The sequence below is a fragment of the Myroides sp. DW712 genome, assembly GCF_046557355.1.
GTDB lineage: Bacteria > Bacteroidota > Bacteroidia > Flavobacteriales > Flavobacteriaceae > Flavobacterium.
This window is the reverse complement of record NZ_JBKFDO010000024.1, coordinates 1-14,346: the sequence shown is the minus strand read 5'-3', so window position 1 is coordinate 14,346 and position 14,346 is coordinate 1. Positions and strand designations below refer to the sequence as shown.

Here is a 14,346-nt window from a genome sequence, read left to right as displayed (position 1 = left end):
CTCGCGCTACCGCGTATATATTTTATTTATATTTGATTTTTATTAATTTTTCCTTAACAAAAAACTTAAACAGACCAAGCGCTATGAAAAGAAGCAACAGATTCTTTACCCTATTCACCCTTACTATACTTCTTTCTTTTACTCAAGCAGCCCTGGCTCAATTCAAGCCAAAATACAATTACGAAGAGCGTCTACACTACAACTACCCTTGGAAGGTAAATGTTCAAATGAGTATGCTAAACAACAACTTTGATTGGGATGATCCCACAAATTTTGACGAGCTAAAAGCGGCCTCTTTACCAAAAATATCCTTGGAATACTACGCCGGAAAAAACGTTAGTTTTAAACTAGGTGTTTTATCTAGTGAAGTAAAAATGGATGATGTAGTAAACGGTAAAGTAGCGCATGATAAATTTAACGTTTTTGCTGTGGATGCTACGATGATTTACAGCTTCGGTGGATTGTTTAACATCCCGATTGTAGATCCTTATATTGAAACAGGACTGGGATATACTCGCTTTAACAAAGACGACAAAGCAATGTTTAACTTTGGTGGTGGTTTAAATATTTGGTTATCTGACACTGGATTATTTAACATTGGACAATATAACCGCGATTTATTCATCAACCGCTTTGGATTAAACCTCGAAGTTTTAGGTAAAAAGAACCTAAGTGGTGGACCTGGAAGCAACGTTCAAATTAACGGCGGAGTCTTCTTTGTCTTCTAAATCAGAGAAAAAAATGCCTTTTTAAAAGGTACAGAAAAAAAACAACAGTAGGGGTGTATTGCGATACATCCCTACTTGCATATACAGGCTTTTTTTCTTACATTTAATATATCTTTATTGAGTAATAGTAGTATGACAGAAGCAGAAATTGAATTAGAAAATAAGGCAATAGCAAAAGAATATAAGGAGTTACTGAAAATCAGTTACCAAACATTATCCGATGCCGATAAAAAGTTAATTAGAAAGGCATTTGACGTTGCCGTTGATGCACATAAAGATCAACGCAGAAAATCAGGAGAAGCTTATATCTTCCACCCGATTGCCGTTGCAAAAATAGTCGCTTCTGAAATTGGATTAGGCGCAACTTCCATCGCAGCAGCCTTAATGCACGACGTAGTAGAGGATACAGATATAACCGTTGAGCAAATTGAGGAATGGTTTAACCCCAAAATTGCCAAGATTGTTGAGGGATTAACCAAAATGGCGTTATTGGAACCCGATTCTCATATTTCCATGCAAGCGGAAAACTACCGCAAAATGTTGTTGACGCTCAATGACGACGTTCGCGTAATCCTTATTAAGATTGCCGATCGCCTACACAACATGCAAACCATGGAAAGCATGGTGGATTATAAGCAGGCCAAAATTGCGTCCGAAACGCTGTATATCTATGCTCCTCTTGCCCATCGTTTAGGGTTATTCAACATCAAAACGAAATTGGAAGACCTGGGACTAAAATACACAGAACCGGAAGTGTACAAGGACATTGTTCTAAAAATGAAAGAAACCAAAGAAGAGCAAGAAGCTTACATCAAATCGGTTTCCGACATTTTAAAACAATCGTTAGATGAAGAGCACATCCAGTACTCCATGAAAGGCCGCCCTAAATCAATCTATTCGATTCGACGTAAAATGAAGGCGCAAAATGTGACCTTTGACGAAGTGTACGACAAATTTGCCCTTCGCATTATTTACAAATCTACCCCACACGAAGAGAAATTTATTGCCTGGAAGATTTACTCCATTGTAACGGATCACTTTCGTCCAAGTCCAAGTCGGTTGAGGGATTGGATTTCTTCTCCAAAATCTACAGGATACGAAGCTTTACACATTACAGTAATGGGTCCGAAAGGACGTTGGGTAGAGATTCAAATCCGCAGCGAACGCATGGATGAAATTGCCGAGCAAGGGTATGCTGCGCATTACAAGTACAAACAAGGGGTTACCGAAGAGAACAGCTTAGACCTGTGGTTGAACCAGCTCAAAGAGGCCTTGGAAAACGCAGAAACCAATGCGGTTGATTTTGTCGAAGATTTTAAACTAAGCCTCTATGCTAAAGAGATTTATGTCTTTACACCGAAAGGAGAGATTAAATCCCTACCTAAAGGAGCGACAGCCTTGGACTTCGCCTTTTCTATTCACTCTGAAATTGGTTTAAAAACAAGGGGAACTCGTGTCAATGGCCGTCTTGTTCCTTTAAATCACATCTTATCGAGCGGAGATCAGGTAGAAATTATTACTTCGGAAAATAAAAAACCCAATGTCAATTGGTTAGATTATGTGACAACCAGTAGAGCCCGAAATAAAATTAAGAGTTCACTGAACGAAAATACCAAGAAGATTGCCGATGAAGGAAAAGAGCAATTGCAACGTAAGCTCAAACATTTAAAAATAAATCTGGACGAAACAACAGTCAATGAGATGGTCAACCATTTCAAACTCAAAACAAGTCAAGATTTGTTTTATCGAGTTGGTGCAGGTTTAATTGACAACACTCAATTAAAAGATTATGCATCCAAGCGAAACAATACACTATTCAATTTTTTCAAGAAAAGCATCAAACGTGCCCCTTCTACTCCTGTCATTCAAGAAACAGAAGACAAAAAAGCACTAGATTTACTTGTTTTCGGAAAAGATAAGGAGAAGTTGGATTACAAATTAGCCACCTGCTGTAACCCAATTCCCGGCGATGATGTTTTTGGATTTGTGACCATTAACGAAGGAATTAAAGTACACAAAACAGACTGTCCTAATGCCATCAGTATGCGTTCCAATTATGCCTACCGCATTATGCAAGCGCATTGGATTGCCTCTTCTACTTCCTTTAATTTTGAAGCAACCATTACTATTACAGGATTGGATTCTGCCGGTTTAACTACAGAAATAACCAAAATTATTATGGAGAGTAAAGCGGTTAACATTCGCAGTATCGCTTTAAGTGAAAATGCAGGTTTATTTAAAGGATCCATTACCGTGATTGTTCCAAATAACGATATTTTGAAAAAAATGATCGCTAATATTAAGAAAATTGAAGGGGTTGATAAAGTGACTCGAGTAAATACCAATTAAACTCAATCAATTGTTGTACCTCCAATTTATAAAACATAATCAATGAATTAATTTTCTCACTAGAGAAAATACATCTATATTTGCATTTTAGTATTTAGTTATGGGAAGCGAAAATAATCAAGAAATAGTAAAAAACGTATTCACTAAATTTTTAGAAGAAAGAGGGCATCGAAAAACACCTGAACGATACGCTATTTTACAAGAAATTTACGATAGTGAAGAGCATTTCGATATCGAGTCATTGTATATCAAAATGAAGAATAAAAACTATCGCGTTAGTAGAGCTACGCTGTATAATACTATTGAAATTTTATTAGAGTGTGGTTTAGTTCGAAGACATCAATTTGGCCAGAACCAAGCGCATTATGAGAAATCTTATTTTGACAAGCAACACGACCACATCATTTTGACAGATACTGGAGAAGTGATTGAGTTTTGCGATCCTCGTATTCAGACCATTAAAAAAACAATAGAAGATATTTTTAACATTGAGATTCACAATCACTCCTTGTATTTCTATGGAAATAGAAAAGCGAATGAAGAAGAATCTGAATCCTAAACACAACTAATTTAAAACTTTAACTACACAATAGAATGGCAGTAGATTTACTACTTGGCTTGCAGTGGGGTGATGAAGGTAAGGGAAAAATCGTGGATGTCCTTACTTCAAAATACGACATTATTGCACGCTTTCAAGGTGGTCCAAATGCAGGACACACATTAGAATTTGACGGAATTAAACACGTTCTTCGAACAATCCCTTCAGGAATATTCCATAAAAATGCAATCAACATCATTGGAAATGGTGTCGTAATTGACCCTGTTGTATTCGTAAAAGAAATCGAAGGTTTAGCACAATTCAATATTGATTTTGTGAATCGCCTACTTATTTCTAGAAAAGCACATTTAATTCTTCCTACCCACCGCCTACTTGATGCAGCGTCTGAAACTGCAAAAGGAAAGGCGAAAATCGGTTCCACATTAAAGGGAATTGGTCCAACATACATGGATAAAACAGGGAGAAATGGTCTTCGTGTAGGAGACATTGAATTAGAGGATTTCGAACAAAGATATCGCGCTTTAGCTGATAAACACGAATCAATGATTCAATTCCACGATGTGGACATGCAATATAATTTAGCTGAAATGGAAACAGAGTTTTTCCAAGCCGTAAAAGAATTACAAAAATTAACCTTCATCGACAGTGAAGAATATTTAAACCGCTCTTTAAAAGAAGGTAAAACAATTCTAGCTGAGGGAGCACAAGGATCTTTACTAGATATTGATTTCGGTACTTATCCATTTGTTACTTCTTCTAATACTACAGCCGCAGGTGCTTGTACAGGTTTAGGTATTGCTCCTAACCGCGTTAAAGAAGTATTCGGTATTTTTAAAGCATATACCACACGTGTTGGTAGCGGACCTTTCCCTACAGAATTACACGATGAAGTTGGTGCCACTATGGCAAGCGTAGGTAGAGAATTCGGATCGGTAACGGGTCGTGCTAGACGATGCGGATGGTTGGATCTAGTTGCGTTAAAATACGCGGTTGAAGTAAACGGCGTAACAGAACTTTATATGATGAAAGCGGACGTATTATCTGGTTTCGATACCTTAAAAGTCTGTACAAAATACAGCTACAAAGGAGAGACAATCAATTACCTTCCGTATAATATCGAACCTGAAAATGTCGAGCCAATCTACGAAGAAATCAAAGGTTGGAAAGCAGACTTAACAGGAATGACTTCCTATGATCAATTACCTGTTGAACTAAAAGATTACATTCAATTCATTGAAGATTATCTTGAAGTTCCTGTAAAAGTTGTTTCCGTAGGCCCTGATCGTACACAAACAATCGTAAAATAAATCAAAAACCACTTCTCATCGAAGTGGTTTTCTTTTTTTAGTTCAACTTGCGTAAGCTATAGGCAACGCATCGTCTACCTTCTGTTTTATTTCGTTAATTATCCATAAATAACCTTGCGATGCCATTCTTTATTATTAGGCGCATTCACATGGAGTATGTCGATGCCAAAACCAGTGGCAAGTACATCTAAATTAAAGGATTCGAAATTTTCATTCGGATGTTCCTTTTTTACACGTTCAATTTCCTCCTTTAGGGCTTCATAATCAAAGGTATTTAGTATTTGATTCGGATCTTCTTGATTAGATATCTTTCCATAATTAGATGAAATATGTGTGGAATAGACCAAATTAGCATAGTCATAATTGGGTCCTTTGTCTGGTATACCCGACTGAATATACTGAAGTATATCACTTTTCAATTTTGCTAAAGTTGTAGAAAGTGCACTCGGCACAAAATCGAAAATAGTAAAATTGGAAAATGCATTAGAATAAGAAGCCATTACTTCAAAATACACTTGAGACATATCAATAGCTACTTGGTTGCGTTTACTCAACAGATTTGCAGACGTACTAGTCCCTTCTATCGTGACATTACTCCCAACAAGCGACTTCCAAATAGAGTTTTGAGCATCATTTTCAAAATGATCGATTACCGTATTTTTGATAATCTCCCACTCTGTCAATAGACTATCTGGACTTTTCATGGGACCATTCAAATAAAGCATTTCAGCACCAGCAGTATATCCTCCACCAACATCAGCATGCGCACCTGGAACAAAGATTTCTTTCACTTTGTTTCCATCCAAATTATTTTGGATGGTCACCAATTCAGAACTGCCATTCTTAACAAGAATACTAGTTAAAGGGAAATAGCCTCTCGCCTCATTGATGGCAGTCAAATGAAGAATTTGATCAATTTTTTCCATTTCCTGCGTCGTAAAGTGAATCTTTGGAGATTGAAGAAGCAACGACACTACGGTGTCATAAATACCGAGAATTTTTATGGTTACATTGGGGAAAGCGAGAGCTTTTTTTGCGAAATCACGGGCCAATGTTGCCCCTCTACTAAATCCGTAAATTGCCAACTGAATATCATCATCGGGATACTGAGTGCGGTAAGCATCCAAAAAATCAGTTGCTTTCTTTAGCTTATCTAAATAGGAATACCCCTGATAACCGATTGGATTCTCTCCCGTAGCTTTCGCCCACATAGAGTCATCCATATTATTGCGTGTTCCTACTCCCTCAATATATACTCGATCTGGCACAACACAAGCATCTAACAGCTTGCTAATACTGGTAACATTTCCATATTTAGCTGGATTATTAAGTGAATTTGTTTGGTTATTTCCCGTTCCATCAAAAAATACAGCAGGCATACGGGTTTGTTTTGTTTGTTTGTTTTTCATAATAATTAAAATATAGTTTCAGTTTACACCAGGTATTCCCTACTAGGTATACCAAAGTCTGAGTATTTCACCGAAGTGAAGCACCTTGTACTTTCCCAATTGAGCTTACCCTATGGTGTGTGATTTGAAGCTCTCTTAAGCTTTCAGCTAGGCAAAAATGGCAAGCAAGGTAAATCCAATACAATAGCTGCAGTCTATGTACATGTCCTACTCCTATCCTATCCTATTCTTATCCAGCTGTTAAATAGAGGGATTCATCCGTTAAAAAAAATGATTGATATTTCCCAAAACAGCAAGATCGATGTTCTGGGGTCTTGGAGGCAAACTCCATGATGCCTATAGCATTCAGTCCTTACTGATATTCTCAACGCCTTGTATCGTTCTTTTACATTGAAAACGACATAAGGCATTTGAAATCAGTCTTTTTAGATTAAATCTCCATTAGTATACTGATGAAGAACATTACAAATTCTATACCACTTTTTTGGTTTTTTGCTCTTTGTTAAACCATCAGATACAAAAAGCATTTATCTTGCAAAAGCAATGTTTAAGCAATGTTTAAACAAATCTCACCACCCATCACACATCACCATTTTGCTTTTTGAGGGTCAAGAATGGAGAGGGACTTCTGCCAAATCTCATCCAATCAAACCAAACCTTCACCACACCCTCATCCATTTCCCATAATTTATTCTTAAGTCAAATCGAACTTCGCATATTTTGTTTAAATTTGAAAAAAAATATAGACTTGAGAACATTATATTTCTTTATCCTATTTACATTACTTAGCATTCCTAGTTTTAGTCAAGATAAAAACAAGATTATCATCCACCACGCGGATTTATCCGATCGCAACCAAGCCGAGTTGCCTGATGCCACGTTGTTGAGGGGAAATATCACGGCTGAGCACAACGGAATTATTATCAATTGCAACAAGGCGTATTACTTTGAAAAAGAGAACTACATTAAACTACTGGGTGATGTAAAAATGAATCAAGGCGACACCTTATTTCTAGACAGCAAGTATGCGGAATACAATGCGATTAACGGTTTTGCTTATGCAGAGGGTAACGTTATTGTACGTTCACCTGATTCTACCTTAGAAACCGATACGTTGCGCTTTAACCGCAATGAGAATTTAATCTACTACAATACACCGGGAACCATTGTCAATAAAGGAAATATTCTGAAGAGTAAATCGGGTAAATACCTGATGACTGAAAAGAAATTCCAGTTTTTCACGGCGGTTACCATTACTACAACCCAAGGAACCATTGTAAAATCTAATCACTTGGATTTTTATGAAGTTCCAGAGCATGCTTATGTATTTGGTCCATCAACCATTACCAACAAAGACGACTATATTTACACCGAGAATGGTTATTACGATGTGAGGCAGGATTTGGGAAAAATGGTCAAGAACTCTTATATCTGGTATGATCAGCGGAAAATTGAAGGAGACTCCATTTACTACAATAAAGGTATTGAATTTGCTTCTGCGACCAATCACGTACGCATTACCGATACCATCAACAAGTCGAAAATAACGGGTCACTACGCAGAGCTTTACAAATTACAAGACTCGATGTTTGTTACCAAGAAAGCCTTGGTGAGCATGTTAACTGAAGAAGGAGATTCAGTATATTTTCACGCCAAACGCATTGTATTAACGGGTCCTGAAAAAGATCGTATCATCCGTGGTTATCACGATGCGCGTATCTTTCGAGATAGCATGAGTGGCAAGGCCGACTCCATCCATTCTAGTGAACGCTTGGGATTAACCCAAATGATCGGACGTCCTGTTTTATGGAATGGTGATAGCCAAGTTACAGGTGACGTGATGCATCTCTTGAGCAATCTACAGACGAACCAAATGGATTCCCTTAAAGTACTCAACAATGCCTTTATTATTGAAAAAGACACTATCGGCACGGGTTACAATCAAGTAAAAGGTGTTAATCTCTACGGAAAATTTGTCGATAACAAGCTCAATGAGCTTGATTTAGTCAAAAATGCAGAGATGATTTACTATGCCTACAATGAGAAAAATGAATTTATCGGTATTGACAAAGGGATTTGTAGTCATATCAATGTAGCCTTTAGCGACAATGAGATTAGCACTGTTACACTCTTTGTGGCACCTGAAAGTGAGCTCTACCCTGACGATATGCTTCCTGAAAACGCGCGTTACCTCAAAGATTTCCTTTGGCGGGGCGAGGAAAAGATTAATTCCCTTGCAGAAATTTTCAGCGAAGAAGAGCTTCAAGACGAAGCAGATAAAAAAGAAGAACGAGAACAAAAACAAAAAGAGGCAGAAACTCCACTAGAGATTCAGAAAGAAACGCTGAACCCCGTAGAAGAGCCTCAAGCAAAACCAGTGTTAAAACTGAGCAAATAAAAATGAAAGAAGATTTTTTTAAATACCAAGCACAGACCTCACCCAATCCGTTAGCGATGGAGATTTCCCATGCCAAAGGATCTTATATATACGACAAAAGTGGCAAAGCTTATTTGGATTTTGTAGCAGGTGTTTCTGCTTGTACCTTGGGTCATCAACATCCCAAGGTAAATGGCGCTATTAAGGCACAATTGGACAAATATTCTCACGTTATGGTATATGGCGAATACATCCAAGATCCTGCAGTAGAATTTTGTAAGATTTTAGCCGAAAACATACCTGCTCCATTGAATAAAACCTACTTGGTTAATTCAGGAACAGAAGCAACAGAAGGAGCCTTAAAACTAGCCAAACGTGTAACGGGAAGAAGTCAACTCATTTCATGCTTCAATGCCTATCATGGAAATACCATGGGCTCCATGAGTGTAATGGGATTTGAGGATCGCAAACGAGCTTTTCGTCCTTTGTTACCCGATGTAGATTTTATTCACTTTAACAGTGTAGAAGATTTAGCGAAAATCACGACACGCACCGCGGGAATTATCCTGGAAACCATCCAAGGAGGAGCGGGATTTGTTGAACCCTTTGATGGTTTCTTAACCAAAGTGAGAAAGCGCTGTGACGAAGTAGGCGCTCTGATGATTGTCGATGAAATTCAACCCGGATTTGGCCGTACAGGAACGCTATTTGGCTTCCAAAACTACGATGTTGTACCCGATGTGATTGTCATGGGAAAAGGAATGGCAGGCGGTATGCCTTGCGGAGCTTTCACCGCTAGTGATACTCACATGAACTTACTGTATGACAATCCAAAATTCGGTCATATTACCACTTTTGGAGGACATCCCGTAATTGCAGCAGCAAGTTTAGCCACCCTTAAAGAGCTGGTTGAAACAGATATCATGGAGCAAGTACTGGAAAAAGAAAAACTATTCCGACGTTTACTTGTTCATCCCTTAATTACTGAAATCAGAGGAAGAGGCTTAATGATTGCTCCGATGACCTTGAGCAGTGAGATTACTAACCGTGTTATCTTAAAATGTCAAGAAAAAGGACTAATTTTGTTCTGGCTTCTATTTGAGGGAAAAGCCATCCGTATCACCCCTCCGCTAACAGTTAGCGAGGCAGAAATTGAAGCGGGTTGTGCCATGATTATAGCAGCTTTAGATGAAGTTCAAAAAGAATTAGGCCTATAAATTTACATTCACGCACTAATAAAAAGCAATGGATTTCAATAAAAACGAAGAAGAAGAGAACAATTTATCACTTGCTCGTTTTGAGTCAATGCTCAAAACGAATAAGGTTTTGTTTTTTGATTCCGAAGAGTTTGAGAATATCATTCTTCATTACCTGGATTCAGGTAAAATAAACCTGGCTAAGAAAGCATTAAAATTAGCCTTGGACCAACACCCTACTTCCATGGGTTTAAAGCTGGTTGAAGTAGAAATATTAATTTTTCAAAATAAGTTAGAAGCAGCCGATCGACTGCTTGATGAGATAGAACAAGTAGAACCACACAATGACGAGGTTTACATTCATAGAGCGAGTATCTACTCAAAAAAGGGAAACCATCTTGAGGCGATTAAAGCCCTAGAAAAAGCATTGACCATTACGGAAGACCTAGCAGATATCTATTCTCTTTTGGGGATGGAATACTTATTTATTGACGAAATTGAAAAGGCAAAACAGAGTTTTATTCTCTGTTTAGAAAACGATGATGAGGATCAATCAACCTTATACAACATCATCTATTGTTTTGATTTCTTAAATGAAAGCGAAGCGGCTATTACTTATTTGAATTCTTTCATTGATAAGAATCCGTATAGTGAAATTGCTTGGCATCAATTGGGGAGGCAGTATTACACCCAAAAGAACTATGAGAAGGCTGTTTGGGCCTTTAACTATGCGACCTTAATTGACGAGCAATTCTTAGGTGCTTACCTCGAAAAGGGAAAATCACTAGAGAAATTGCAGCAATACCAAGAGGCTATCGATAATTATATGATTACCCTAGAATTAGATGCCCCTTCTTCCTATGTTTTGTTGCGCATTGGTAGTTGCTATGAAGCCCTAAACAACTTTCCATTAGCGATTCAATACTACAAGAAAACCGTACACGAAGATCCGATGCTAGACAAAGGATGGATTGCCTTAACGGATATTTATATCAAAGAAAACCAATTCGACAAAGCGTTAGTTACCCTTCAAAAAGCGATTAACATTGATGAATTGAACGAGCGTTACTGGATTCGCTATGCCGTATTAAATCGCAATTTACTGCAATTTAAAGAGGCTGAGGTTGGGTATCAAAAAGCTACGGAGTTAGGAGAATACATCCTAGATTACTGGATGGATTGGGCCGATGTTTTATATCTTATGGAAGAATATGACAGTGCGATTGACAAGTTAATTCAAATCGAAGAAACCCATCCACATGCCGTAGAACTCTACTATCGCTTAGCGGTCTATCACTTCGCTTCCCATCGAGAGGACGAAGCTTTAGTTTGGTTAGCGAAGGGGTTTGCTATTGATTTTGACAAAGTATCTATCATTGAACAACTGTTCCCAGCTCAGTGGGAGCATCCAATCCTACAACAAGCCATTAAAAATTACACTTCATAAGAAACAAGCTATTCATTCCCTATGAATAGCTGTTTCCTTTTAATACCAATGCTATGATAAAGAAACACTATGGATTAATTGGAAAAAACATTTCCTACTCCTTTTCTCAACAGTACTTTACGGAGAAATTCAAACAACTTCGGCTTACTGATAGTCTTTATAGCAATTTTGATCTAGAAAAAATAAGTGAATTTAGCGACATTTTAGAGCGTTTTGACAACCTCAAGGGGTTAAATGTCACCATTCCCTACAAACAGGCTATTATCCCCTATTTAGACAGCTTATCGAAAAAAGCAGCAGCCATTGGTGCAGTCAATACGATTCGCCTTACCAAAAAGAACAAGCTCAAAGGGTATAATACGGATTGGTATGGGTTTTATCATTCGCTAAAGCCCCTACTCAAAAAACAACATACCCAGGCGTTGATCTTAGGAACGGGTGGAGCAAGTAAGGCCATTGAGTATTCCTTGAGCAAATTAGACATTGCCTATCGATTTGTCAGTCGTACGAAACAGGACAACGCATTGACCTATGCCGAACTAACGGAAGCCATCCTAGCGCAATACACGGTGATTATCAATACCACCCCGTTAGGCACATTTCCTCAAGTAGAAGAAAAGCCCACTATTCCCTATCACTTGATTACCGCCCAGCATTTGGTCTATGATTTAATCTATAATCCAGAAAAGACTGCTTTTTTGCGTCTAGCAGAAGAGCAAGGCGCGACGATTAAAAATGGTCACGAAATGCTCGTCCTTCAGGCTGAGAAGGCCTATAAGATATGGTCTAAACGTTTTCAACAAGATTAATTGGGGCAAAATGAGATATTTTCTTCCGTATTAATCCTATTATTTCCTTTTACTTTAGATTATTTTTACTAAATTTGAGAATAATAGAACTATCCTAAACAAGGATTATTGTTGTTAATTATAAGATTTTTATACCTATGTTAGAACAAAAGAATGAAAACCTGCACGAGCTAGCAGATGGACAAAATCCGGAATCAAATACGCCAAATTCTGCACATATTGCTGAAAGAGAGAAAGCTCTAGATTCCATTACTGCATCAAATGCCGAAGAAGGCGAAGACAATGATGTACATGAAAAAAATGACATCACAATCCTTGATTATGAAAAGCTGGATATGGACCAACTCACAACTGAGTTGCAAAAGCTCACACAAAGCTACAAAGTGACCAACATCAAAGATTTAGTCGAAGACATTAAAAAAGAATTCTACAGACAATATCATGACTTGCTAGAAGAAAAGAAAGAAGCTTTTTTGGAGGAAGATCCCGATGCACAAGCGAGTGATTTTGATTTTACCCTTCCGATTAAGGCAACTTTTGACGCATTTTACAATGACTTCAAAGCCAAGAAAAATGCGTATTACAAGGATTTGCAAAATAACCTCACGGCGAATTTAAACAAGCGTCTTCAAATCATTGATCGCATTAAGGATTTAGTGGATGTAAGTGAAAATAAATCCGATGCGCTTAAGTTATTAAGTGATCTAAGAGAGGAGTGGAAAAATGCAGGAGCTATTCCCAAGGATAAATACAACCATGTTTGGAATAATTATCACTTCCACATTGAGCGTTTTTACGATCAACTACATCTAGATAGGGAATCAAGAGATTTAGATTTTAAATACAATTTAGATCAAAAACAAAAGATAATTACCCGTGCTGAAGAGTTACTTCACGAAGATGATGTCATCAAGGCGTTCCGAGAACTTCAAACGCTACACCGCATTTGGAGAGAGGAAATTGGTCCTGTAGACCGTGAGATTCGAGAGGAAATCTGGGAAAAGTTTAGTGATTTAACCAAGCAACTACACGATAAACGCGAACTATTATTCGAAAACTTGCGTGAAGGAGAAAAAGAAAACTTAGGATTAAAAGTTCAGGTAATTAGTCAGATTGACTTATTATCGAGACAAGAGATCACCTCACACAGCCAATGGCAAAAAGAGATTAAAAAAGTAGAAGATCTCCGCAATCACTTCTTTTCTATTGGTAAAGTACCTCAAGAGAATAACGAAGAAGTATGGAGCCTATTCAAGTTGGCTACGCGTAATTTTAATGCCAATAAGAATAAGTTCTATAAAGATTTAAAGAAAGTTCAGCAAAAGAACTACAACGATAAATTGGCTTTAATTGAAAAGGCCTTGAAGTACAAAGACAGTGAGGATTATGATAAGGTAACGCCCATTATGAAGCAAATCCAAGAGGATTGGAAGAAGATTGGTCACGTACCAAGAAAGTATTCTGATCAGCTTTGGAAAGACTTCAAAGATGCGTGTAATTTCTACTTTGATCGTCTGCATACCGTTCGCAATAACGAAAACCAAGAGGGCAATGAAAACTACAACAAGAAGAAAGAGTTCTTAGAAGAGTTGAAATCTTTTACCTTGGTTGGCGAGCATAAAACCGATTTAGAAGCAATTAAAGAAAAGATAAACACTTGGAAAAGTCTTGGAAATGTACCGCATAACAAGCGCTTCATCGAAGGAAAGTTCAACAAAATACTCGATGTATTATTCGATAAACTGAGCTTGAGTAAACGAGAAGCAGAAGCCATGAAGTTCTCTAATAAATTAGATGATTTATTGGAATCCAACGACAAGCGCAGGTTACAACAAGAAGCAATCTTCATTCAGCGTAAAATTGAAGAAATTGCAAGTGGAATCTTACAGTTAGAAAATAACTTAGCCTATGTTTCTAATGCAACGAAGGATAATCCTTTGGTAAAAGAAGTGAATAAAAACATTGAAAAATATAGAGATGAGTTGAAAATCTGGCAAGATAAATTACAACAAATTAAAAATCTCGATGCATAAATAAAAAGAGGGTGTCCCAAAAGGTCACCCTCTTTTGTATTTTATAAAACGTTACTTTTCTCTTTGCTTAAAAATTCTTGCAATTAAAACGAGTTTTAGACTTATAATTTGTCATTTTTCGTTTATCAGTCT

At 37.5% G+C, this 14,346-nt stretch carries 10 protein-coding genes; 9 read left to right on the top strand and 1 reads right to left on the bottom strand.

The window, feature by feature from the left end:
• Nucleotides 1–83 precede the first annotated feature (83 nt).
• The 4 genes from ACLJX0_RS14825 (at nt 84) to ACLJX0_RS14810 (ending at nt 4,943) form a co-directional block, all read left to right on the top strand.
• Nucleotides 84–728 carry a hypothetical protein gene (locus ACLJX0_RS14825; protein ID WP_410881543.1) on the top strand — a complete coding sequence of 215 codons (645 nt, stop codon included), beginning with the start codon at nt 84–86 and terminating at the stop codon, nt 726–728.
• 132 nt (nt 729–860) lie between these two features.
• The gene (locus ACLJX0_RS14820; protein WP_410881541.1) at nt 861–3,077 is read left to right on the top strand and encodes a RelA/SpoT family protein; all 2,217 of its coding nucleotides are present in this window, start codon (nt 861–863) and stop codon (nt 3,075–3,077) included.
• Nucleotides 3,078–3,177: 100 nt separating this feature from the next.
• Nucleotides 3,178–3,636 carry a Fur family transcriptional regulator gene (locus ACLJX0_RS14815; protein ID WP_410881539.1) on the top strand — a complete coding sequence of 153 codons (459 nt, stop codon included), beginning with the start codon at nt 3,178–3,180 and terminating at the stop codon, nt 3,634–3,636.
• A 35-nt stretch (nt 3,637–3,671) separates the two neighbouring features.
• Nucleotides 3,672–4,943, top strand: coding sequence for an adenylosuccinate synthase (locus ACLJX0_RS14810; RefSeq protein WP_410881536.1), 1,272 nt, complete (start codon nt 3,672–3,674; stop codon nt 4,941–4,943).
• Between the two features lie 98 nt (nt 4,944–5,041).
• Here the strand turns inward: ACLJX0_RS14810 and ACLJX0_RS14805 are convergent, their stop codons facing one another.
• Complete coding sequence (locus tag ACLJX0_RS14805) at nt 5,042–6,352, bottom strand: phospholipase effector Tle1 domain-containing protein (RefSeq protein WP_410881534.1); 1,311 nt, start codon at nt 6,350–6,352, stop codon at nt 5,042–5,044.
• A gap of 748 nt (nt 6,353–7,100) precedes the next feature.
• Here ACLJX0_RS14805 and ACLJX0_RS14800 point away from each other — a divergent pair.
• The 5 genes from ACLJX0_RS14800 to ACLJX0_RS14780 all read left to right on the top strand — a co-directional run bounded on the left by ACLJX0_RS14800 (nt 7,101) and on the right by ACLJX0_RS14780 (nt 14,214).
• Nucleotides 7,101–8,750: an OstA-like protein gene (locus tag ACLJX0_RS14800; RefSeq protein WP_410881533.1), complete on the top strand. Its 1,650-nt coding sequence runs from the start codon at nt 7,101–7,103 to the stop codon at nt 8,748–8,750.
• A 2-nt stretch (nt 8,751–8,752) separates the two neighbouring features.
• Nucleotides 8,753–9,946: an aspartate aminotransferase family protein gene (locus tag ACLJX0_RS14795; RefSeq protein WP_410881531.1), complete on the top strand. Its 1,194-nt coding sequence runs from the start codon at nt 8,753–8,755 to the stop codon at nt 9,944–9,946.
• A 28-nt stretch (nt 9,947–9,974) separates the two neighbouring features.
• Nucleotides 9,975–11,372 carry a tetratricopeptide repeat protein gene (locus ACLJX0_RS14790; RefSeq protein WP_410881529.1) on the top strand — a complete coding sequence of 466 codons (1,398 nt, stop codon included), beginning with the start codon at nt 9,975–9,977 and terminating at the stop codon, nt 11,370–11,372.
• Nucleotides 11,373–11,425: 53 nt separating this feature from the next.
• Entirely contained in the window at nt 11,426–12,181 is a 756-nt protein-coding gene (locus tag ACLJX0_RS14785; protein ID WP_410881528.1) for a shikimate dehydrogenase family protein, read from the top strand.
• A 137-nt stretch (nt 12,182–12,318) separates the two neighbouring features.
• Complete coding sequence (locus ACLJX0_RS14780; RefSeq protein ID WP_410881527.1) at nt 12,319–14,214, top strand: DUF349 domain-containing protein; 1,896 nt, start codon at nt 12,319–12,321, stop codon at nt 14,212–14,214.
• Nucleotides 14,215–14,346: the final 132 nt, after the last annotated feature.

Excerpts from the sequence above, each read along its gene's own strand:
- ACLJX0_RS14810 (WP_410881536.1), top strand. The coding sequence starts at position 3,672 with ATGGCAGTAGATTTACTACTTGGCTTGCAGTGGGGTGATGAAGGTAAG.
- ACLJX0_RS14805 (WP_410881534.1), bottom strand. The coding sequence starts at position 6,352 with ATGAAAAACAAACAAACAAAACAAACCCGTATGCCTGCTGTATTTTTT.
- ACLJX0_RS14790 (WP_410881529.1), top strand. The coding sequence starts at position 9,975 with ATGGATTTCAATAAAAACGAAGAAGAAGAGAACAATTTATCACTTGCT.
- ACLJX0_RS14795 (WP_410881531.1), top strand. The coding sequence starts at position 8,753 with ATGAAAGAAGATTTTTTTAAATACCAAGCACAGACCTCACCCAATCCG.
- ACLJX0_RS14780 (WP_410881527.1), top strand. The coding sequence starts at position 12,319 with ATGTTAGAACAAAAGAATGAAAACCTGCACGAGCTAGCAGATGGACAA.
- ACLJX0_RS14825 (WP_410881543.1), top strand. The coding sequence starts at position 84 with ATGAAAAGAAGCAACAGATTCTTTACCCTATTCACCCTTACTATACTT.
- ACLJX0_RS14820 (WP_410881541.1), top strand. The coding sequence starts at position 861 with ATGACAGAAGCAGAAATTGAATTAGAAAATAAGGCAATAGCAAAAGAA.
- ACLJX0_RS14815 (WP_410881539.1), top strand. The coding sequence starts at position 3,178 with ATGGGAAGCGAAAATAATCAAGAAATAGTAAAAAACGTATTCACTAAA.
- ACLJX0_RS14785 (WP_410881528.1), top strand. The coding sequence starts at position 11,426 with ATGATAAAGAAACACTATGGATTAATTGGAAAAAACATTTCCTACTCC.